Below are 18,543 nucleotides of genomic sequence, written 5' to 3'. Positions count from 1 at the left end.
ATCTTTCCTCCTTTCTAAAAGGGTAAGATCCCCTGAGGTAAATAGATTTGTAGTAAGTAATTAAAGGAAAAATAGAGCACAAGCGTAAAGCCAACCGCAACGGCAATCAACGACTTCCATTTTGTATAACCTAACAATCGCGACGTAACGAGTAAGAAAAGAATCGTGACCACAACAAATCCAAGTAGCTCAAATAAAAGAATATAGACGAATATGAGGCCAGCAACTGCAAGCAACATCAGCACTTCATCTTTTTTCATATTACTTTTCTTTCTGTCATGAACAGGATTTTGAATAAACAATAGAATTGAAAGTGCCGCGAGTAAAAATCCGAGTCCTTTCGGAAGCGCATCAGCATCGACGATGGCATACGGAAATGGTGGTAGGTTAAAAGTAAAGACGAGATATGCAAACGAAAATACGAACAAAAACAAAGCTACTTTTCGTTCAACACTAGCGAGCATAGCGTGTCACCTGCCTTTTATGTAATACGAAAGGTCAGCATGTGCTAACCTTTCGTTCCCTTCTTATTTTGCTAGACCGACTTCCTTCAAAAGTGATTCCATCGTTTCTTTTTCTTGATCAAGGAACGCTTGGAATTCTTCACCTGACATAAAGTTATCATTCCAACCAAAGTTATCGCGCTGAGCTTTCCACTCGTCCGTTTCCATCATGTCTTTCACAGCTTGCTCATAGAATGCTCTCGCTTCAGCACTCATATCTTTTGGTCCCATAATCCCTCTCCAAACAATGAATTCGTCATCGATTCCCTGTTCTTTTAGCGTTGGAAATTCTGATACCGTTTCACCTTCAAGCGGCTCAGGAGACGTCACGGCAAGCACTTTCACTTTACCAGCGCGTGCCTGTTCCGTTGCTTCAGCGAGACCAGTTGAGTAAACATCGACTTTGTTACCAAGCAGCATGCTCATCCCACTGCCATCTTGAGCTGACACGTATTTCAGCTGCTTAATATCAACACCTGCTGCTTTTACCGCTTTAACGAAGGCCATGTGATCCATACTACCAGGAGAAGAATCCCCCACAACCGAAACGGAAGTTGGATCTTCTTTTAGAGCTTCAACAAGATCGTTCATAGAGTCGTACGGTGAATTAGCAGGGACTGTAAAAGCTGAATAGTCTGCGATAACACCAGCGATCGGCGTAAAATCATTATGACCAAGATCAGATTGACCGTTTAACGGAACGAACAAAATCGGCGGTGATGTGACGAAAAGGGTGTGGTCGCCGCCTTTCTTATCCACATAAGACCAACCGACGGCTCCTCCACCACCAGGTTTATTGGCAACAGCCATACGCTTATCGATCACGTTTTCTTTCTCCATCACTTTTGAGATGGTTCGAGCCGTGGTATCCCAACCACCACCAGCTCCAGCTGGTGCAATCATCTCAATCGGTTTTGTTGGACTCCATTCACCACCATCTGCTGATGAACTACTAGAACTTTCACTACTACCACACGCGCTCATGACAAGTGCGCTTCCTAACAATAGTGACATAAACATGCTTTTTCTTTTTTTCATCTTGATAACCCTCCTAATTTGTAATCGCTTACATTTCCGATAACCAAACTATATCTAATCTTTTGTAAGATTTTAATAAAACGGAAATAAGAAAGGTTTGTTTCATTTTGAGCATTTTGTTCATAAAGTTCATCAGGGGACATGGAACCTGTCCCTATGTCCCTCCGGTGTGACGTTTCAAGTGTAGACGGAGGTTGAAAGCTAAACGAAAACCGGAGTGTATGCATCATTCGCATACACTCCGGTTTTTGTTGGGACATGGGGACAGGTTTACTGTCCCTCTCCCTCGATACATCAGCTGGGACAAGGAACCTGTCCCTCCGTCCCTCACTCCTCCCAAAACAAATCATCCAGCGTCTTTCCGAGCGCCTTACAGATTGCCACACATAGTTGAAGCGTAGGGTTATACTTTCCAAGTTCGATCAGTCCGATCGTTTGCCTTGAGACACCTACCTTTTTCGCAAGCTCCTGCTGCGATAAGTCATGTTCGACTCTGGCCATTTTCAGCTTTTTATTTTTCAACGTTGATCACCGCACATCCTGTTCATCTTCATCGTCCATGTCCTCAAGCTCTTCCTCGTTCACGTTATCACTCCGGTACTTCGCCATCGCGTAAGGAAGGACAAGAATGGCAAACATAAAGGGAATATAAATCATCATACTCACGAAAAAGATAACGAAGAAAAACTCTATCGTCTCTGATCTCGTTTCACCAAATCGCTGTGAATTGATTGTTGCGAATGTTAACGAAATCCCCAATCCAACAAGCACGCTGATCACCATATTTTTCGTATTCATCTTCCACTTACTCGACCGATCATGCATCTCGACCTCATCCGTGAAAATGCCAAGCATCGACGAACGTAGAAGATAATATGCGCCGCCCCCAATAATGATCACGAGCTCAAGCCAGACTTTCCCCAAACTAATGTCTCCAAAGAACTGCTCATAGAAAATCGACAATCCACAAAGACCTACGACGATCGCATAAAGTTCTCGAAAAATACCGTCCTGAAGCGCCGTTACCCGCTCATCTAACACTTTTCGTCTAAACAATCCCATGCCTCTTCCCCCTCCTATCAATAATCGACCTTAGGTAGTTTTATAAAAGCGAACGCGAACAAGCCGAGCGACACAAACACCGTTATCATCATATCGTACCCCTCCATCGCAAGAAAGCCAATGGTATTCGTCAGCGTATACAGAGGGAGATGACCGATGAACTCTCTCGCAAAAGCAGGCAAGCTTTCAACCATTTGCACCATTCCGAGGATGCCTGGTAAAACGAGAATCGTCACAAGCGCAATAATCATGATGTTCATCGTCTTTTGATAAAACATCGAGATGACGAAAAACAGGAGCGTGAAAAACAATCCGAATAGCACGTAATGAAGAATAGCCACCCCAACGTCACTCCAGCTAAAAGCCTGCCCGTTCAGCACATGGTTCACATACAGAAGTACTCCGCAGCCGATTCCGAACAGCGTCGATACAGCTCCCATTACGACGAGCCTTGAAACCAAGAACGTGATACGGTCACCAGTAGAAGAAAAAAGCAGGTAGATCGTTCCGTGATGAAGATCAGCGACTACAACCTTTGCAGAGTAGATGCCAAGTGCAACCATCGCGATCGTCGCATAAAGCCCCGCAACGTTTCTTGGCTGAAATGGTCCACCTAGTTCATGGATCGAATAGATGATTCCGCTCCCAAGTGCCAGTGAAAGTCCGATCGATAAAAACAGCGGAAGACTGATCACATTTCGTTTTAATTCGAGTCCTAGGAATTTTCCAACGTTCATGTCGCTTCACTCTCCATCTGTTCAAAATAAAAGTCCTCTAACGTCGCCTGCTTTTTCTCGACGTTTTCTGGGTAAATTCCTTCCTCAGCAAGCTCCTTCAACACACTTTTTACATCCTCCGACAGTACACTTACCTCTGCTCCGTTATGCGTCACATCCCACCGCTGACTTAAAATGGCGACCGCCTTCTGTCGATCTTGATTAGATAGCGTGATGCTCAAAATGCGCTCAACTTGCTTACCGGTATACTCGCTGATGATCGCCCCGTTTTTAATCACATAAACACGGTCACTGATGTTCTCAACATCCTCTAAGATGTGACTCGAGATCAGCAACCCGATGTTCCTCTCCTCCACAAGACGTTTTAGGTAGCTTAAGATATTCCGTATCCCATCAGGGTCCATCCCGTTCGTCGGCTCATCTAAAATGAGATAGTCTGGATTCGAGACGAGCGCAAGCGCAATTCCCAACCGCTGCTTCATACCGAGCGAGTAATGCTTTACTTTCTTTTTTAGATAAGGAGCCATTCCAAGTGACTGAACGACTTCATCAACCTGCTTTGTGCTAGCGCCATTCAGTGCACAAAAGTACTTGATGTTGTACGCCCCACTCTTACTTGGAAAAAACTTTGGCTTCTCGATCAAGCTTCCGACTTTCACCGAATCGTGAACGAATTCCCCATCATACGTGACGATAAGACCTGATAACACTTTCATCAACGTTGTCTTCCCAGCTCCATTCGGCCCAACTAACCCAACGATTTCTCCCCGCTGTAACATAAAGTCGATCTCAGACAGGGCAAACTCACCCTTCTTGAACGACTTTGAAAGACGTTTCAATTCCATACTCACTTCCCCACCCCACAAATTGTTAATGACTACCTTCTTTTTCCATTATATAATAAGAATGTCTTTTTGCAACATATATATGTCATTTAGGTTATTATATTAATTAAAATCCCTTGATGTTCCAGTGTTCAAGCAAATAAAAAAGAGCTTGGAGGCAGTTTTGCCTTCCAAGCTCTTATCGTTAAACTCTCTCAAAGGTCCCTCTTCTACGTATCGTCTTAAATCCCAACTCTTCATATAGCCCAACCGCACCTGGATTATTTTGATTAACATGGAGCACAACCGAGTTCTTTCCATCTTGACGAAACGCTTCCAAACAGCAGCAAGTCAACTCCGCAGCAATCCCCTTACGACGCCACTCAGGGATAACCCCAACTTGAACAATATATCCTTTCTCATCTGGAAACTCCTCGTCAACATCGGCCGCAATAAACCCGACTCGTTCATCTTCAACAATTGCGAGGTACGAACGTTTAGGAAGAAAGGTTGGACTCGACGAGATCCACTCCACCCATTTCTCCATCGACCACCCTGGAAATCCTGGCCGATCTTTGAACGACGCAGTATACACATCGTAAAAGTTTTTTTCAGAAGATGCAGTCCAACTTCTAAAAGTCAAAGGAACTGAGTGGACCAGTTTAGGAATCTCTGACAAGTCACGTTCCATCACATATTCCATAAATACTAATTCGTATCCCTGTTGCAAAAACGATTGAACCGTGTCATCCGTGATGTTTTCACTTTTTACTTGATCAACCATCTGCTCTCCTCTTTTCAAGATGCCTTCAGTTAGAGCGAATGAGCATTCTCTTCTTCATCCTGGTTCGAATGCTCCTCAGACAAGTTCATTAAAGCAGTAGTCACCACTTTTACAATCAGAATAAACATGAACACTAGCACAGCATCTCCTATATACGAAACGACCCAAATGAACGTAAAGGGATCGTAATCTGACTGCATGTTGAGAGACGAATTGATAACACTCGTAATCACGTAGAGAAAATAATAGATCGGCGTATAGATCGCGAGCTTCTTTCCTGCTTCAAAGGCTGGAGAGCTCTCTTTAAAATACTTCGCCATCGTGGCGTACACGTTCCATAAACCGTATAGGTTGTAAATCGGGATCATCACGCGTGCTAGCGCTCCACCTGGAGTGATTGGGTACGAAGCATTCATTTCTCGTAAATCGTTATGTACTTTGTAAAGCCATACAAGGTACAGCACGATACAAGTTAGAAAATTAATGCTCAAAATAACTGTGACGGCTGAATCATAGTACAAGAAAGATTCACTAACACCAATCGTTCTCACTATAAAAATATTGATTAATAAAATCGTAGATAGGACAATATCCACCCATAGAAACTTTGTTAATACACTTCCTAGTTTTTTCGATCGTAAATTCATCTGCATTCCTCTTTTCAACTAAAATTCATAGAAGTGAACCTTACAGATCAAGAAACGAATGACCTCGTTCGATCCTCATTCTAAAATGATTCATGATCCGCATCTGGTCCTCAGTAAGCTTCTCTTTATCCCAGTACATGTGCATCAGGCTGTACTCAAAGAGTTCTTTTAACTTGATAAATAGAGGAAGTTTCTCCACCATCTCAGATGAAAGTTCATTCTCCTCTTCGTACCCTTCGAGGATCGCACTCGTAATCTCACGTCCAAAGTCCACGATGTTGCCTCCACCTGTGTACGTATATTCGATCGCACTATAGATCGGTACGGCTAGGTCAAAAATATAAAAATGCTTCTCGCAATCTTGAAAATCGATCAACGTCATATTCCCATCATCATCAACAACGGTGTTTTCTAGCCAGATATCGCCGTGCAGTAATCCATAATTCTCATCTGTTCTCGGTATGTTCTTAATCGTTGTATGAACGTCTTCCGCAATTGCTCGGATCGCACGTTCTTCCTCTGGAATATGAGCAAGAAAGTCATATTCCCCGCTAGCATACCAGTCATCGATGTGCTCGGTAGGATGAGTTTGTTCAAACTTCTTAGAAGCGCGATGAAGTCGTCCAATCTGACGCCCCAGCTCTTTTAACACATCTGCGTCCCATTGACTCAGCGGCAGGTGTTTGCCAGGCGCAGCTTCGTACAGCACCGTTAATACATCTTTATCTGGAAGCGAAAGGCTTTCAACAACGTTTCCATTTCGTGACGGTATTGCAGGAGATGTGCCGACGCCTTCGTTTCGTAGAAATTCCGTATAGCGCACTTCCTCTGCCTGCTCATCGAAACTCTTGTAATTCGTAACTCTCGCATAGTACGTTCCATCTTCAGCATGACACCGATACATCTCATTTGTGACGGCTTCTACATTGTTTAGATCAACTGGGTATCGTTCATTTAGTCGTTCACGTATCGTTTCTACCAACGTCATTCTTCCCTTCATGAAATCTATTATTCTCTTAAAACCTTCATTGCGAGACTTGCTAGTAAGAAGGAGCTCCCCACCATTACCGGTAATACGAAAAGGAGTCCAATCAGATCGGTCTTATAATGAAATGGTATGTACTTATTCCAAAGCCACCCTACCACTCTCCACTCGATCAGAAAGATACAGAGTGTCATCATTAAGTAGATGGCTTTCCTTACTAGATGCTTCAAATGACTCCCTCCATAAGGAATTAGGTAGTTCGCGGCGATTGTCCTTCTCTAACCTTCCTACCAATTATTTCAAAACAGTGTAAAAACAGCAATCGTTGTTTTCCTAAAAAAAGAAGCTTACATTGGATAAGCTTCTTAACGAATGGCAGGTAAATGAATATGGTAGGTATCCTTTTCTCCTACTTTATTGGCTACATATAGAAAAGCTGCCGTAAATAGAACCACTACGTAGATCTCCATTTAATAACTTCCTTTCAATTTAATGTTAAGCTCATACTCCAACGTCACTAAGCTACATACGATAAAATTCTTTCCTTCATCCCACCAATATTCGTAAATAAAATGTATGTGTCTTTTGTTGTCTTGATCACGACTGTATCCGTGCTTGCATAAGGGTTGCCAACCCGGATAGCCGATTTCTCTTCCCCACCAAACGTATTATCATAATTGACTTCTACGATTTCCGATAATGGAATCTCAATCTTACTTAGCTGCCATTTAATCACAAGGTTTTCATCTTTCTTCGTCACATTAACCTCAAATAAGTGCATGTGATTCACTCCCGTCATCTTAGTAATAGATACGATTGGCAGTGGGAAAAGTTTCAATTAATTTCCATACAAGATATAAAAAACAGGAACCTATTTTACTTAGTTCCTGCTCCACTATTTCCTCATCTTATTTAATCATTGTTGTAAAATAATGAACCAATTTCTCTTCTCCCCAATAGTACCAACCCCGATGTTTAGTAGGATTACCATCAACGTGGTAATCCCTCATCGCCTCTTCTCTCTGTCCATAAGTAGAAAAAGATTTATCACAACTAAGAAGCCAATATGCAATACTGGTGCTAATTGAAGCTGTGCAACAGCAGCACTATCATTCGTAATGTCAGTTTTCAAGACTAATAGATTGAATAGAAAAATGAGAACAAGTACGCCTAACGAAATACCTCGTCCAAGCTTACTTTTTAATGACATTAGTGCTATTGCTAGGAGTAACGTTGAAACGAAAAAGAACGTCTGTGACCAAATAGCTTCAGTTGTTGTGAAGGAAACGGGGATATCTGATAGGATGAGCATCTTGTACCCAAATGCCATCAGGCCAACGAGACAGCCCATCGTCATCGTTACCGCTGTTAAGGTTACTTTCAAAATTGATTTGATATGAACACACACCTTTAATATCTACTCCGAATATCAACCACATATGTTGAATGCGGTAAGGAATGAACCTCCCACTGTTCTTTTCGTCGATTATGTAAAAACTAATGTATTCGGTGTTATTAATCTCAAAACTTTCCTCATTCGTTCGTCTTCTTTAATGACAAACTACGCACTCATCTTCTTCGAATTAATCCCATAAAACATCATGTACGAAAGAACTGCAATTCCTATGTAGAATAGCTCTAAACTTGTATTACTTAGTTCTGTGGCACCACCACGGATATTAAAGAAACCATATAAAACGTTGATGACGAGAAACAGCAATACCGTTAACCAACTCTGTGTAATCGAGCGCTTCTTGATTTCACGCTTCCTCTCATCGTCACTCTTGCCAAATGGATAGTCTCGTTTGCCAGTTAGGAATCCTGCTAAGAATATCCAGATGACAACCACGATACCTTGGATTAGTAACTCCATCTCATTCACTCCTTTTGTAGTTAAATAACTCTTCTAGAGGGGTTTCGAGAACAGAAGCCAATTCAAACGCAAGATGAAGCGTAGGATCATACTTATTGTTCTCGATGGCATTGATCGTTTGCCGCGAAACGGAACAAGCCGTTGCGAGATCTTTCTGCGAGAGGTTTCTTTTCTGGCGAAGCAACTTGATGTTATTTTCCACATTCATCACCACTCATATGTCAAATACTCTTTACACCTACACTGTAATATAATCCCAACTGTGTGTCAAAATGTTTTGACACACATTCGACAGGTACCAGGCACCTGTCGAGGTGCCTGGTACCTGTCGAATTAGCTTACCTTGCTTATCCTCTTCTCTATCGAAGGGTGCGTCGCAAACAAACTGAAGCTTTTTTCATCCACTAACTTGTGTTCTTTTAGCTTCTCTAACGTTTCGCTAGCATCAGTCGCTTTTACGAATGACCTCCCAAATTGATCAGCTTCGAATTCTCGCTTCCTAGAGAAAACAAAGTGCATCATGAAACAGGAGATATAAGTAACAAATGCAAAGATCACAAGAGGAATGATTGGAATCATTGATCCTACATTCGACGTGATGATTAGTATAGCGATTGGCACACCTGACAGAACAAAAATAAACGAGAGAGCATTCTTAATTAGATGGTTCTGTTTTACATGGTAGTATTCATGAGCGACCAAAAACGTTAACTGCTTTTCATCAAGTGTATGTAAAAGCTTTTCTCCAACTACAATCACCATCTCATTTTTTCGATAAAGCGCTGCGGCGTTATTCTTCAGAACCTTCGACGAAACAAAAATTTCCGTCTTATTCGTTGGATCGATTTTCTGAAGGATATCATCTAGAAAACGTTCTTCCTTCACGCCCGCTCTTTTCAACTTCGCATAAGAGACGAGCGGTACAATCATGCTGAAGATCGTTAACATCACGCTCGCATTGAATAAATAATGAATAATATTATCGCTTACCCCAACTGAAACGACGTCGAACTTCAGTAAAGCGAGGAATACCAAACTCGTCATAGAAATAACCTGTAAAACTATCATGCATCAGACTCCTCCACCTAAATAATGGATAAAACCACCCAACCATCATAACATTCATACCAGTCAGAGAAGCACAAAAAGGGAACTTCTTGAAAAATCAAGAAGTTCCCTCTATCCAACAGTACGATATTTAAAAGAGTAATAAACTTACACCAGTAGCAAGAATCACAACGCCAGCAATCGAAAAGAATAAGCCAGACCGGTTTTCGCCTTTGATTCGATTCGAAAGACCAGCTAGTAGATTCAGCGCACCAAATGTGATCAAGCTTCCTAATAGAAGACTTTCCTGTTCAGGATACATTAGGTACATCAGTGGTAGGAAGAGAATTGAGGTAGCAAGAACCACCTGAACAATACTTAATGAATATAATAGTTTGGACTGTGCTTCTGTACTCATACCATTCCCTCTTTCCTGTCATGACTTCTAACCTAATTATAGCAGGACTCTTTGGGAATAAGTTTGACAGTGCTGTGACTTTTGGTCCCTTTCCAGTTCATTTCTTATAGTTTTGAAACGTATTCGGTTCTGTTTCGTAACCCTAACTAGGAGGGCTATACATATGAAACTCAAACTAACTTTTTTAATCGCTGGTTTACTCATCGTATTAGCAGCTTGTAATACTAGCGGTGCTAGCTCTACGGAAAATGAACTCGAAGCGCTTAAGGAAAACCATCCTGAAATAAAAAGCGAACTTGAAAAACTACCAGAGGAATTTAGAAATGAAATTACGGTTCCTGATCTCGATGCCATTCCTCTTGATATTCGTACGATTGAAGGAGAAGCAGGAACAGAACTCACTCCCCATACGATGGACATCTATTACCAAGATGGCAAGAAGCAATTGAACCTATGGATAAAAGATCAAAAAGACATAGGCGTATCGATGGGCAGTGAACCAAATCAACAACTTAGTAATGATATCGATGGTTATTACAAGGAAAACGACGGGATATTGGAGCTCATGTGGCTGAGTAAAAACGAGAATGCACTATTCTCAATACAAGGCGTTGTGGCCCCTGGTGAAGAATCACCTTTTAATGAAGAAAATATGGTGGAAATTGCGAACTCAATCATTCAGCAAAGGAACTAAAAGCGAAATAAGGAAACTTATTCTAAAATAGGGTAAGCTCCCTCTCCTATGAATTGAATTCCCCCTATAGTCTTCCACCACTTTCCTTGAAAGACATGATAGACTAATGGGGTTGTTCAAAGAGAAAATCAAAGGAGCGTTTAACGTGGCAAAACCCAGCCTGGCAACCGACATGCTAGAAACCTTTCAATGGTTCGTGTTTCTAATCGCGAGTGCGGTTGCCTTGCCCATTGTAATCGGATCGATTTATGAACTTAATTTTGTACAAGTATCAGGGCTTATGCAGCGAACATTCTTCACCGTTGGCATCGCCTCCCTACTTCAGGCGCTATTCGGACACCGCCTCCCCATCATGGAAATTCCAGCTGGCATTTGGGTTAGCATCTTCACCGTGATGGCCGTGACAAGCGTGCAAGGTGGCGGCACTTACTTAGGAACGTTACAAACGTTAGAAACAACGATGATCGTAACGGGTGGCTTCCTTTTTTTATTCGGAGCTTTTAAGATTTCGCAAAAAATCTTGCCGATCTTCACCCCGCTCGTAACGGGATCGTTCTTCTTATTGTTAACCGTTCAGTTAAGCGGCCCGCTTCTGAAAGGGATGCTAGGAATACAAGGAAGCTCAGACACCTTTCAAGGAACAGAAGCGGTCATTGCTTTCCTCACCTTCTTTTGCGTGATCGGCTTATCGACGTTCGGTAGAGGGTGGGTGAGCAGCTACGCTGTCTTTATCGGCATCATCATCGGCTGGGTGCTTTTCCGAGTCATACTAGGCGGACAGGAGCAAGCATCCTACAGCTTATTCTCCGTACCGGAGCTATTCGCATTCGGCCCGCCTCAATTTGATTTGAGCGTTTTACCGATCGCATTTATTACTGCAATCATTTCGATATCCAACATCGTTGCCTCGATCGTCGCTGTGAGGCAAACGTTAGGTCGTGACGGGGAAGAACGCGGTACACAGATGAACAAAGGGACGATGTTCTCTGGCATCAACCACATCATTGCGGGAGGGATGGCTACCGTTGCGAACGTACCATCCGCAACGTCATCCGGATTCATAGCTCTTACCGGACAAAGGCGTAAGAGACCGTTCGTGTACGCTACAATTTTATTAGTGTTGTTTGCCTTTTTCCCACCGATCATGGCATTGATTTCAAGCATCCCCTCTCCTGTTGCAAACGCCGCACTCATGGCGTCATTCGTTCAACTTGTTGCGATTGGCATCAAGAGCTTCACCCTAGAACCACTCGATTCTAGGAAACTAACGATCATCGGTGTCGCCTACCTGTTCGGCATGGGAGCGATGTTCCTTCCATCAGAAGTGTTTCGTGAGCTGCCAACCCTCGTCCAAAATGTGATGAGCAACGGGCTACTTGTTGGAACTGGACTTGTAATTGTGCTCGAACAGTTGTGGCGGAGTAACCAATAATAGCGACATGACAAAAAAGTTGTCCCAAACTTACTTCTTTTTAAAAAAACCACCCGTCTGATATTATCCCCTTTAAGTAGACATTCAAAAAAGCCTCCATGATATTGTGGAGGTAAGAATAATACTTAGAGGGGATTTTCTATGGCTAAAAAAGGACAGAGGTTTCAGAAGTACACAGACGAGTTTAAACATAATGCCGTGATGAGATATGTAAACGGTACTAAAAGTTATGAAGCACTAGCTGAAGAAATTGGATTAAGAAGTTGTACACAGCTTAAAGTCTGGGTTAAGAAGTGGAAGAACGGTGATGCGTTTGATTCCCGAAGTCAAGGTGGGACAACTCCTATGAAGGGCAGGCCAAGAACAAACTTTAAAACAATCGAAGAAGAAAGAGATTACCTGAAGGCGCAGGTGGACTATTTAAAAAAGCAATATCAAAATCTAGAAAACGAGGGGAAGTGACACAATTAATAAAATATGAAACCGTCGAAGAATTAAGGGAAGAAACTCCTGTTAGCTGGTTATTAGAGATTGCTTCCCTACAGCCATCAAGCTATTACAAATGGAGAGCCTGTAAAGCAAAGCGAGAAGAACGGGATAATCAAGATCATGACATCAAAATGCATATGATGGGCATTCATTTTCTGCATCCAGAAACAGGTTATCCTACCATGACGCGTTTACTTAAAGAAAGTGGTTACCAGATTAAACACAAAAAAGTTTATCGGATGATGACGGAAATGGGCATTCAATCGGTCATTCGTAAAAAGAGAAAAAGGCATGGGTACACGCCGTCTGTCATCTATCCAAACAGATTAAAACGAAAGTTTAAAGCATATGGACCTAACCAAAAAATGGTTACGGACATTACTTATGTATCAGATGGAAAACGATTCTATTACTTATCGGTGATTCAAGATTTATTTAACAATGAGATTGTAAGCTGGAAGCTTTCTAAAAGAAATGATTTGGAACTTGTTTTGGATACTGTAGGCCAATGGACCAAGAAAAAAGACGTAACTGAAGCCGTGCTCCATTCGGATCAAGGCTTTCAGTATACGTCTAAGGCATACAACACACGAATAAAAGAATATGACATTAAGGGCAGCCACTCTCGCAAAGGAAACTGCCTGGATAATGCCTGCATTGAATCCTTCTTTTCGCATCTCAAAACAGAGAAGTTGTATATCAATAAGTGTAAATCAGAAAAAGAAATCAGACAAGCAATTGAGGATTACATCTACCACTATAACTACAGACGTTTTCAGAAGAAGTTAAAGCAACGCGCGCCGATTGAATATCGACACGCGTTGGCAGCGTAGTTTTTTATACTGTCTACTTGACAGGGGTAATTCCAGTCTCCGTGGTTTTTTGTTACGTCGCTAATTGATTTTCACAGCTAGTTTTAATAGAATCCCTTTCTAGTTCTGTTGTTTGGATGATAAAATCCCCTCATTTCCTTCAACCGTTCTGATTGCATAAAACACAACGCCTTCATCATGATACGCTTCGTCTCCTTTAAGAACACCCCTAACCGAATCAACACTAGTAAACCCAAACGGTAAAAACAAATCGGTTACATCTTTTTCGTTTAAATAGTGACTCCAAAAACGATAGAGTTTTGTAGTATCGTCTTCATGGAGGACAATATGTTGGTCCAATGCGCATTGAGATCTGGAAAATGATAGCGTTCAGTTAAACAAAGATAAGGATCCGGACTGAAAAACCTGTATATTTCGAAATGTGCGACTGGCCGCACCACTATTCGGGTTGAGGTGTGCTTCTAACAAATACTTAGAGATATGTGGATCCGTCCACATCATATCCGTTCCACGGACGTAGGGTTTTGGTGAAACAATCTGGTCCATTATCGTAGAAATGTTCATGGTAATCCTCCTATTCATCAATCAAATTCAACGGTGGAGCGATGAAAATCTTTTATTATGCACAGATTTCTAACCGCTTTATCCTTAAAATCATGTATACTAACACGTAACTCATATCGCGTTGGAGGGATCACTCTGTTTACCGCAAAAATTTATTGTGATGTATGCAAAAAGAAGATTGAGTACTTAGAAGACTACTTCTTCCAAAGTAACCTACAAACTGGCCTTGGAATGACGAACTTAAAAAGATACTACAAAGAAAACGGCACGATTTACTGTCGAAGCTGTTTGAAAGACTCGCTAACGAACTAAACCGAAAGTCCCGCGCGGACTTTCGGTTATTTTGAGCGCTCCAGAGGGTGCTCGGAGCACTCCAGGGAGCACATATCGGCGATCTTTTCATTTTATCAGCGAAATAAGAGAGTATATCAGCGATTTCATTACTTTTATCGGCGAAAAATCAATTTTATCAGCGAAACCGAGATTTTATCGGCGAAACCAGAATCCACGCTCCGTTTTTATAGCCCCAAACAAAAAAAGAACCATGAGCACCACCCCATGATTCCACTTTCCCTATCGATAAACCGTTCCATGTCCGTGGTGGTACCCATACCACGGGGAATAGCCGCTTTGTCCGTGATGATAGCCGTATCCAGGAGCATATCCGCCTTGACCATGGTGATAGCCGTACCCTGGTACATACGTGCCGTGTCCATGATGATACCCGTAGCCCGGGATATAGGTGCCATGCCCGTGATGATACCCATACCCAGGAATATAGCCGCCGTGACCAGTATGGTACACGGGTCTTCCAAACGCTCGATACACCAAAAGCCCCCCTCATTCGTTCCTACACGATAGTCTATGTGGTGTGGCGGAGAGGCGATTGGGCAAAAGCCTATAGAAGTGAATTCCCCTGGAGGTTCCGTCCCATAAAAATGACCCCTATCCAGGAGTCATTCTTCAACATAAGGAATCGTGAGCGGTCCGAGCGGCAGCACCGCGACCGACATATCTTCCCCATACGTTTTCTTTAATTCATCTAACGTCTCTTCCATGTTGTGGATCGGCTTCAACATAGCACCCTTCACCTGTTCTTCCGTAAGCTTCGAGTACACGTGTACATCCGCCCACACTTGAATCACCGCTTGCTTCTGTACCTGCCACTGATCGAACATCTTGAATTCCGGGTTGTTGATCATGTCGAGCAGCTCTTGTGGACTGTCTGCCATTTCGAAGATCTTCGAATAATTTCCGTGACTCGGTAAGCCATCCGAACACTCAGACGCGACGAGAATCGCGCCGCCTTCCTTTACGATCTTATGCGCCGCACTCATACCTTTTACAGCTTGGTATAAGTTTTGGTCGAGCGGATAACCGGAGTTCGACGTGATAACAACATCAAACCGTTCATCGCACTTAACCATCGCATGCTCCTTCGCATACTCACAGCCTCTGTCATGCGCTTCGTAAAGTTCTCCTGCGAACACTTCTGTAATTTCTTTTTCTTTATTTAACGTCACGTTCAGCATGAAATCTGCTTTACACATCGCATTGATCTCTCTCGTCATATCTTGAACAGGATTATCGACCATGTTTCCCCAGGTCGCGAGCGGGTCACCGATCATGCGCGCGTTATGAAACGTCATGATCGTTTCGATTCCGGCGATGCCAGGCATAATCCCCTTTGGACCTCCTGAAAACCCTGCGAAGAAATGCGGTTCGATGAATCCCGTTACGATTTTGAAATCTGCGTTCACGTATTCTTTGTTCAAATACACATCGCAACCGAACTTGCTTTCACCGAGGTTCACGAGCGTCTCCTTGTCGTGACATTGGTTGTTTATGATGCGGATGTTATCGACGACCCATTCCCCTAGCATCCCGACGAACTCTTCACGCGTCTGATCACGGTGAGTACCTGTTCCGTTGATGATCACGAAGTTTTCTAGCGGAACGTGACTTAGTTCTTCAATCAAAAGTGGAACTAATATGTGGTTCGGCGTTGGTCGCGTGATGTCGCTGATGACGATCGCGACCGTATCGGACTCCTTCACCATCTCTTTTAGAGGCGGTGTGCCGATCGGATTCTTAAACGCTTCTTTAATGCTTTCCTTTTCATCATCAAGTGGCTTCAGGTTCTTTGGTTCGACCACGAATGCGTTTTCAGGCAAATCGATGGTCAAGTTCTCTTTTCCATAAAGTAATGTCGTTTCCAAGTTCGCTCCCTCTCTTTCTCTAGCAAAGATTACTCGTTGTATACCCTAAAAGGCGCTTACTACGCAGATTCAACCGCCTTACGCTCAGCTGTTTTCTTTTGTTCAGTCTGTTCAGCCGTACCATCGATGCCTTTATTTCGCTGATAACGATCGACGAGGATGACGGCGATCGGACATAAGATCGCTGTTGTGAGTGTCGCGATTGATATTTGTGCTGTCGCAATCGCAGCGATGCTTTGAAACGACGCCGCTTCCCCAGCGGACATCATGCCTGAACCTGCAGAAACGGACGCGGCTGCTGCGATCGCGGCTGGAGTTGCCGCTGCGTTACCTGCCGTTGACGCTTCCGAAACCGGTGCGATGTAACTTTTTTCTTTGAATAGTTTAAAGACAAGAATTCCTGTACCACCTGTCAGAACGGTCGTTAAGATACCGATCGTTAGACCCGCTGCTACAACTTCTGGGTTAAAGAAGTTCGCAAGGTTCATTCCAGCCCCTAACGCGAATGCGAAGAATGGAACCGGTAGAATTTCTCCAGGCTTTAAAAACTCTCTGATCTCACTGTCTAGGTTACCAAGCAGCATTCCGATCGCAATCGGTAGAAGCACTGCGATAAAGGCGATGATCGGGAAGCTCGAACCTAATAATCCTAGCGCAAGAAGTGTTAAAAACGGACCATCGTTTAACGATAGAATCGCGACAGCACCGACATCTGAACGGTTTCCATACTGACTCGTCAATGCGGCGTACATTCCACCGTTTCCATTCGTCATCCCTGCGATGATCGCAAGCGTGGATAGTCCGAATAAGCCTGACATCGGATCGAAGAAATAACCGAACAATAGACCAACAGATAGCCCTGTAAGATACTTCGTCGTCGTGAGGAGCACACCTTTTTTCAGTGCGGATCCGCCGATACGTAAGTTCATCTGACTACCAGCTGAGAACAAGAAGAGTGCGATCAACACGAGTGCACCGTTTTTGAAGAGGGCTTCAGAAAAGCCTCCGATACGAAGCATTTCGTAATATCCTTCTTCAGTTGGAGAAACGCCGAGCGCTTCTAACGCATTCATGATAAAAGGAAGGTGCATCTGGTCGATCGTGTTGATCAAGGCACCAAACATCAATGGGACAACCATCAAACCACCAGGAACTTTTTCAATCGTCTGCTTAATTCTCATAAAACAAGACCCCCTTGTTTGTTTTGAACATGACTATGGAAAAACGATCGAACGACTTGTTCTGTACTGCTTTCTAATAAACGTGACGCTTCCTTCATCGCGGCATCTAACGTCATCGGCCGGTTCACCATACTATGTACGCCTATGACGCCATAAGGGTAAAGAGCCTCGATTCCGTCCCCAACAGAACCAGCGATGACGACCGTTGGAATACCAAGGTCATTCGCTGCTTGCGCAACACCCATCGGCGTTTTACCGGATGCGGTCTGTGAATCGACCTGTCCTTCACCGGTTATGGCGAGTTCCGCGCCGACGAGCTTTTCCTCAAGATCCGTATAGGCGATCACAACGTCGATCCCTCGTTCCATCCTAGAAGGAAAGAACGCTTGAAACGCTCCGCCTATTCCTCCTGCTGCACCTGCGCCAGGCTTGTCATGAAGTCTAACGCCTGTTGTTCGCTCAACTTCATCTGCCCAGTGTTCGAGGTGTTGATCTAATACCTCTACACCTTCAGCACTCGCACCTTTTTGAGGACCGAATACGAAAGAAGCACCAGATGGTCCGATCAGAGGATTTTCAACATCCGAAGCGATGAGAAACGTGCTGTCTGCAACTCTCTCGTCAAATCCCTCCAGGTCGATTTTACGAACGTGTTTTAGATTACCGCCTCCAAAGCCTACTGAGCCACCTAATTCATTTAGAAGACGAGCACCCAATGCCTGCAGCATACCGGCACCGCCATCGTTCGTCGCAGATCCTCCGATCGCCAGAATGAATTTCCGGTATCCGTCATCAAGCGCCTCAGCGATCAGTTCACCTGTACCGTATGTCGTCGCGAGAAATGGGTTTAACTCCCCCTTCGGCACGAGGCCGATTCCTGAAGCACTCGCCATCTCGATCACACACGTTTCACCATCACCCAGAATGCCGTAGATCGCTTCCACGTCATCACCAAGCGGTCCCATCACCGTAACGCTTCTCGTAAAACCGCCTGTTGCGACGACAAGCGTCTCTAACGTTCCTTCGCCGCCATCTGCGATCGGAACCATCGTCGCGTCGCTTTCAGGGAGAGCCTTCTTCACTCCCCGCTCGATTGCTTCAGCAGCTTCAACGGCCGATAAACTCCCTTTAAAGGAGTCTGGAGCAATAACAATCTTCATGTCTGCACCTCCTAGAAAACGCTTTCATCTTACAACCAATTATACGTCCCTTG

At 43.6% G+C, this 18,543-nt stretch carries 25 protein-coding genes; 4 read left to right on the top strand and 21 right to left on the bottom strand.

What is annotated here, in order from left to right:
* Positions 1 to 14: 14 nt before the first annotated feature.
* The 16 genes from PFZ69_RS11300 to PFZ69_RS11225 all read right to left on the bottom strand — a co-directional run bounded on the left by PFZ69_RS11300 (position 15) and on the right by PFZ69_RS11225 (position 9,918).
* The gene (locus tag PFZ69_RS11300; protein ID WP_270181185.1) at positions 15 to 464 is read right to left on the bottom strand and encodes a tripartite tricarboxylate transporter TctB family protein; all 450 of its coding nucleotides are present in this window, start codon (positions 462 to 464) and stop codon (positions 15 to 17) included.
* 63 nt (positions 465 to 527) lie between these two features.
* Complete coding sequence (locus PFZ69_RS11295) at positions 528 to 1,541, bottom strand: tripartite tricarboxylate transporter substrate binding protein (protein WP_270181184.1); 1,014 nt, start codon at positions 1,539 to 1,541, stop codon at positions 528 to 530.
* 327 nt (positions 1,542 to 1,868) lie between these two features.
* Positions 1,869 to 2,063 carry a helix-turn-helix transcriptional regulator gene (locus PFZ69_RS11290; RefSeq protein WP_270181183.1) on the bottom strand — a complete coding sequence of 65 codons (195 nt, stop codon included), beginning with the start codon at positions 2,061 to 2,063 and terminating at the stop codon, positions 1,869 to 1,871.
* Between the two features lie 6 nt (positions 2,064 to 2,069).
* Entirely contained in the window at positions 2,070 to 2,603 is a 534-nt protein-coding gene (locus PFZ69_RS11285) for a DUF6773 family protein (protein WP_270181182.1), read from the bottom strand.
* A gap of 17 nt (positions 2,604 to 2,620) precedes the next feature.
* Positions 2,621 to 3,340, bottom strand: a complete 720-nt coding sequence (locus PFZ69_RS11280; RefSeq protein WP_270181181.1) for an ABC transporter permease subunit — start codon at positions 3,338 to 3,340, stop codon at positions 2,621 to 2,623.
* Positions 3,337 to 4,185, bottom strand: coding sequence for an ABC transporter ATP-binding protein (locus PFZ69_RS11275; protein WP_270181180.1), 849 nt, complete (start codon positions 4,183 to 4,185; stop codon positions 3,337 to 3,339). The genes PFZ69_RS11280 and PFZ69_RS11275 overlap by 4 nt, the downstream gene beginning before the upstream one ends.
* 184 nt (positions 4,186 to 4,369) lie before the next feature.
* Complete coding sequence (locus PFZ69_RS11270) at positions 4,370 to 4,948, bottom strand: GNAT family N-acetyltransferase (protein ID WP_270181179.1); 579 nt, start codon at positions 4,946 to 4,948, stop codon at positions 4,370 to 4,372.
* Positions 4,949 to 4,977: 29 nt separating this feature from the next.
* Positions 4,978 to 5,595, bottom strand: coding sequence for a hypothetical protein (locus PFZ69_RS11265; protein ID WP_270181178.1), 618 nt, complete (start codon positions 5,593 to 5,595; stop codon positions 4,978 to 4,980).
* A 40-nt stretch (positions 5,596 to 5,635) separates the two neighbouring features.
* Positions 5,636 to 6,583 carry a phosphotransferase enzyme family protein gene (locus PFZ69_RS11260; protein WP_270181177.1) on the bottom strand — a complete coding sequence of 316 codons (948 nt, stop codon included), beginning with the start codon at positions 6,581 to 6,583 and terminating at the stop codon, positions 5,636 to 5,638.
* Positions 6,584 to 6,603: 20 nt separating this feature from the next.
* The gene (locus PFZ69_RS11255) at positions 6,604 to 6,810 is read right to left on the bottom strand and encodes a hypothetical protein (RefSeq protein WP_270181176.1); all 207 of its coding nucleotides are present in this window, start codon (positions 6,808 to 6,810) and stop codon (positions 6,604 to 6,606) included.
* 287 nt (positions 6,811 to 7,097) lie between these two features.
* A complete protein-coding gene (locus PFZ69_RS11250; protein ID WP_270181175.1) occupies positions 7,098 to 7,361 on the bottom strand; it encodes a SunI/YnzG family protein in 264 nt (87 codons plus the stop codon).
* 225 nt (positions 7,362 to 7,586) lie between these two features.
* Positions 7,587 to 7,988, bottom strand: coding sequence for a hypothetical protein (locus tag PFZ69_RS11245; RefSeq protein ID WP_270181174.1), 402 nt, complete (start codon positions 7,986 to 7,988; stop codon positions 7,587 to 7,589).
* A 153-nt stretch (positions 7,989 to 8,141) separates the two neighbouring features.
* Positions 8,142 to 8,453 carry a hypothetical protein gene (locus PFZ69_RS11240; protein ID WP_270181173.1) on the bottom strand — a complete coding sequence of 104 codons (312 nt, stop codon included), beginning with the start codon at positions 8,451 to 8,453 and terminating at the stop codon, positions 8,142 to 8,144.
* A 1-nt stretch (position 8,454) separates the two neighbouring features.
* Positions 8,455 to 8,655, bottom strand: a complete 201-nt coding sequence (locus PFZ69_RS11235; RefSeq protein WP_270181172.1) for a helix-turn-helix transcriptional regulator — start codon at positions 8,653 to 8,655, stop codon at positions 8,455 to 8,457.
* A gap of 131 nt (positions 8,656 to 8,786) precedes the next feature.
* Positions 8,787 to 9,521, bottom strand: a complete 735-nt coding sequence (locus PFZ69_RS11230) for a M48 family metalloprotease (RefSeq protein ID WP_270181171.1) — start codon at positions 9,519 to 9,521, stop codon at positions 8,787 to 8,789.
* A gap of 130 nt (positions 9,522 to 9,651) precedes the next feature.
* The gene (locus PFZ69_RS11225) at positions 9,652 to 9,918 is read right to left on the bottom strand and encodes a hypothetical protein (protein ID WP_270181170.1); all 267 of its coding nucleotides are present in this window, start codon (positions 9,916 to 9,918) and stop codon (positions 9,652 to 9,654) included.
* 163 nt (positions 9,919 to 10,081) lie between these two features.
* On the opposite strand from PFZ69_RS11225, the gene PFZ69_RS11220 reads away from it, so the two are divergent.
* From PFZ69_RS11220 to PFZ69_RS11210, 4 genes are all read left to right on the top strand, one after another.
* Positions 10,082 to 10,612 (top strand): hypothetical protein, encoded by a 531-nt coding sequence (locus PFZ69_RS11220; RefSeq protein WP_270181169.1) that lies wholly within the window; start codon positions 10,082 to 10,084, stop codon positions 10,610 to 10,612.
* 145 nt (positions 10,613 to 10,757) lie between these two features.
* Positions 10,758 to 12,044, top strand: a complete 1,287-nt coding sequence (locus tag PFZ69_RS11215) for a purine/pyrimidine permease (protein ID WP_270181168.1) — start codon at positions 10,758 to 10,760, stop codon at positions 12,042 to 12,044.
* A gap of 141 nt (positions 12,045 to 12,185) precedes the next feature.
* Positions 12,186 to 12,506, top strand: a complete 321-nt coding sequence (locus PFZ69_RS21025) for a transposase (protein ID WP_442865152.1) — start codon at positions 12,186 to 12,188, stop codon at positions 12,504 to 12,506.
* On the top strand, positions 12,503 to 13,366 hold the full coding sequence (locus tag PFZ69_RS11210) for an IS3 family transposase (protein WP_442865150.1): 864 nt from the start codon (positions 12,503 to 12,505) through the stop codon (positions 13,364 to 13,366). Before PFZ69_RS21025 ends, PFZ69_RS11210 begins: the two co-directional genes overlap by 4 nt.
* A 99-nt stretch (positions 13,367 to 13,465) precedes the next feature.
* Here the strand turns inward: PFZ69_RS11210 and PFZ69_RS11205 are convergent, their stop codons facing one another.
* The 5 genes from PFZ69_RS11205 to PFZ69_RS11185 all read right to left on the bottom strand — a co-directional run bounded on the left by PFZ69_RS11205 (position 13,466) and on the right by PFZ69_RS11185 (position 18,490).
* The gene (locus tag PFZ69_RS11205; RefSeq protein ID WP_270181166.1) at positions 13,466 to 13,705 is read right to left on the bottom strand and encodes a hypothetical protein; all 240 of its coding nucleotides are present in this window, start codon (positions 13,703 to 13,705) and stop codon (positions 13,466 to 13,468) included.
* A gap of 798 nt (positions 13,706 to 14,503) precedes the next feature.
* A complete protein-coding gene (locus tag PFZ69_RS11200; RefSeq protein WP_270181165.1) occupies positions 14,504 to 14,758 on the bottom strand; it encodes a hypothetical protein in 255 nt (84 codons plus the stop codon).
* 128 nt (positions 14,759 to 14,886) lie between these two features.
* Positions 14,887 to 16,149 carry a nickel-dependent lactate racemase gene (larA, locus tag PFZ69_RS11195; protein ID WP_270181164.1) on the bottom strand — a complete coding sequence of 421 codons (1,263 nt, stop codon included), beginning with the start codon at positions 16,147 to 16,149 and terminating at the stop codon, positions 14,887 to 14,889.
* Between the two features lie 59 nt (positions 16,150 to 16,208).
* Positions 16,209 to 17,330, bottom strand: a complete 1,122-nt coding sequence (locus PFZ69_RS11190) for a 2-keto-3-deoxygluconate permease (protein ID WP_270181163.1) — start codon at positions 17,328 to 17,330, stop codon at positions 16,209 to 16,211.
* On the bottom strand, positions 17,327 to 18,490 hold the full coding sequence (locus PFZ69_RS11185; protein ID WP_270181162.1) for a glycerate kinase: 1,164 nt from the start codon (positions 18,488 to 18,490) through the stop codon (positions 17,327 to 17,329). Before PFZ69_RS11185 ends, PFZ69_RS11190 begins: the two co-directional genes overlap by 4 nt.
* Positions 18,491 to 18,543 lie beyond the last annotated feature (53 nt).

Source organism: Alkalihalobacillus sp. CinArs1, assembly GCF_947387515.1.
Lineage (GTDB): Bacteria > Bacillota > Bacilli > Bacillales > Guptibacillaceae > Guptibacillus.
This window is presented reverse-complemented; position numbering and strand designations above follow the sequence as displayed.

What these genes read in the sequence shown, in the direction of transcription:
- PFZ69_RS11270 (WP_270181179.1), bottom strand. Translation starts at nt 4,948, where the DNA reads ATGGTTGATCAAGTAAAAAGTGAAAACATCACGGATGACACGGTTCAA.
- PFZ69_RS11285 (WP_270181182.1), bottom strand. Translation starts at nt 2,603, where the DNA reads ATGGGATTGTTTAGACGAAAAGTGTTAGATGAGCGGGTAACGGCGCTT.
- PFZ69_RS11225 (WP_270181170.1), bottom strand. Translation starts at nt 9,918, where the DNA reads ATGAGTACAGAAGCACAGTCCAAACTATTATATTCATTAAGTATTGTT.
- PFZ69_RS21025 (WP_442865152.1), top strand. Translation starts at nt 12,186, where the DNA reads ATGGCTAAAAAAGGACAGAGGTTTCAGAAGTACACAGACGAGTTTAAA.
- PFZ69_RS11300 (WP_270181185.1), bottom strand. Translation starts at nt 464, where the DNA reads ATGCTCGCTAGTGTTGAACGAAAAGTAGCTTTGTTTTTGTTCGTATTT.
- PFZ69_RS11220 (WP_270181169.1), top strand. Translation starts at nt 10,082, where the DNA reads ATGAAACTCAAACTAACTTTTTTAATCGCTGGTTTACTCATCGTATTA.
- PFZ69_RS11295 (WP_270181184.1), bottom strand. Translation starts at nt 1,541, where the DNA reads ATGAAAAAAAGAAAAAGCATGTTTATGTCACTATTGTTAGGAAGCGCA.
- PFZ69_RS11260 (WP_270181177.1), bottom strand. Translation starts at nt 6,583, where the DNA reads ATGACGTTGGTAGAAACGATACGTGAACGACTAAATGAACGATACCCA.
- PFZ69_RS11190 (WP_270181163.1), bottom strand. Translation starts at nt 17,330, where the DNA reads ATGAGAATTAAGCAGACGATTGAAAAAGTTCCTGGTGGTTTGATGGTT.
- PFZ69_RS11280 (WP_270181181.1), bottom strand. Translation starts at nt 3,340, where the DNA reads ATGAACGTTGGAAAATTCCTAGGACTCGAATTAAAACGAAATGTGATC.
- PFZ69_RS11230 (WP_270181171.1), bottom strand. Translation starts at nt 9,521, where the DNA reads ATGATAGTTTTACAGGTTATTTCTATGACGAGTTTGGTATTCCTCGCT.
- PFZ69_RS11265 (WP_270181178.1), bottom strand. Translation starts at nt 5,595, where the DNA reads ATGAATTTACGATCGAAAAAACTAGGAAGTGTATTAACAAAGTTTCTA.
- PFZ69_RS11240 (WP_270181173.1), bottom strand. Translation starts at nt 8,453, where the DNA reads ATGGAGTTACTAATCCAAGGTATCGTGGTTGTCATCTGGATATTCTTA.
- PFZ69_RS11185 (WP_270181162.1), bottom strand. Translation starts at nt 18,490, where the DNA reads ATGAAGATTGTTATTGCTCCAGACTCCTTTAAAGGGAGTTTATCGGCC.
- PFZ69_RS11275 (WP_270181180.1), bottom strand. Translation starts at nt 4,185, where the DNA reads ATGGAATTGAAACGTCTTTCAAAGTCGTTCAAGAAGGGTGAGTTTGCC.
- PFZ69_RS11250 (WP_270181175.1), bottom strand. Translation starts at nt 7,361, where the DNA reads ATGCACTTATTTGAGGTTAATGTGACGAAGAAAGATGAAAACCTTGTG.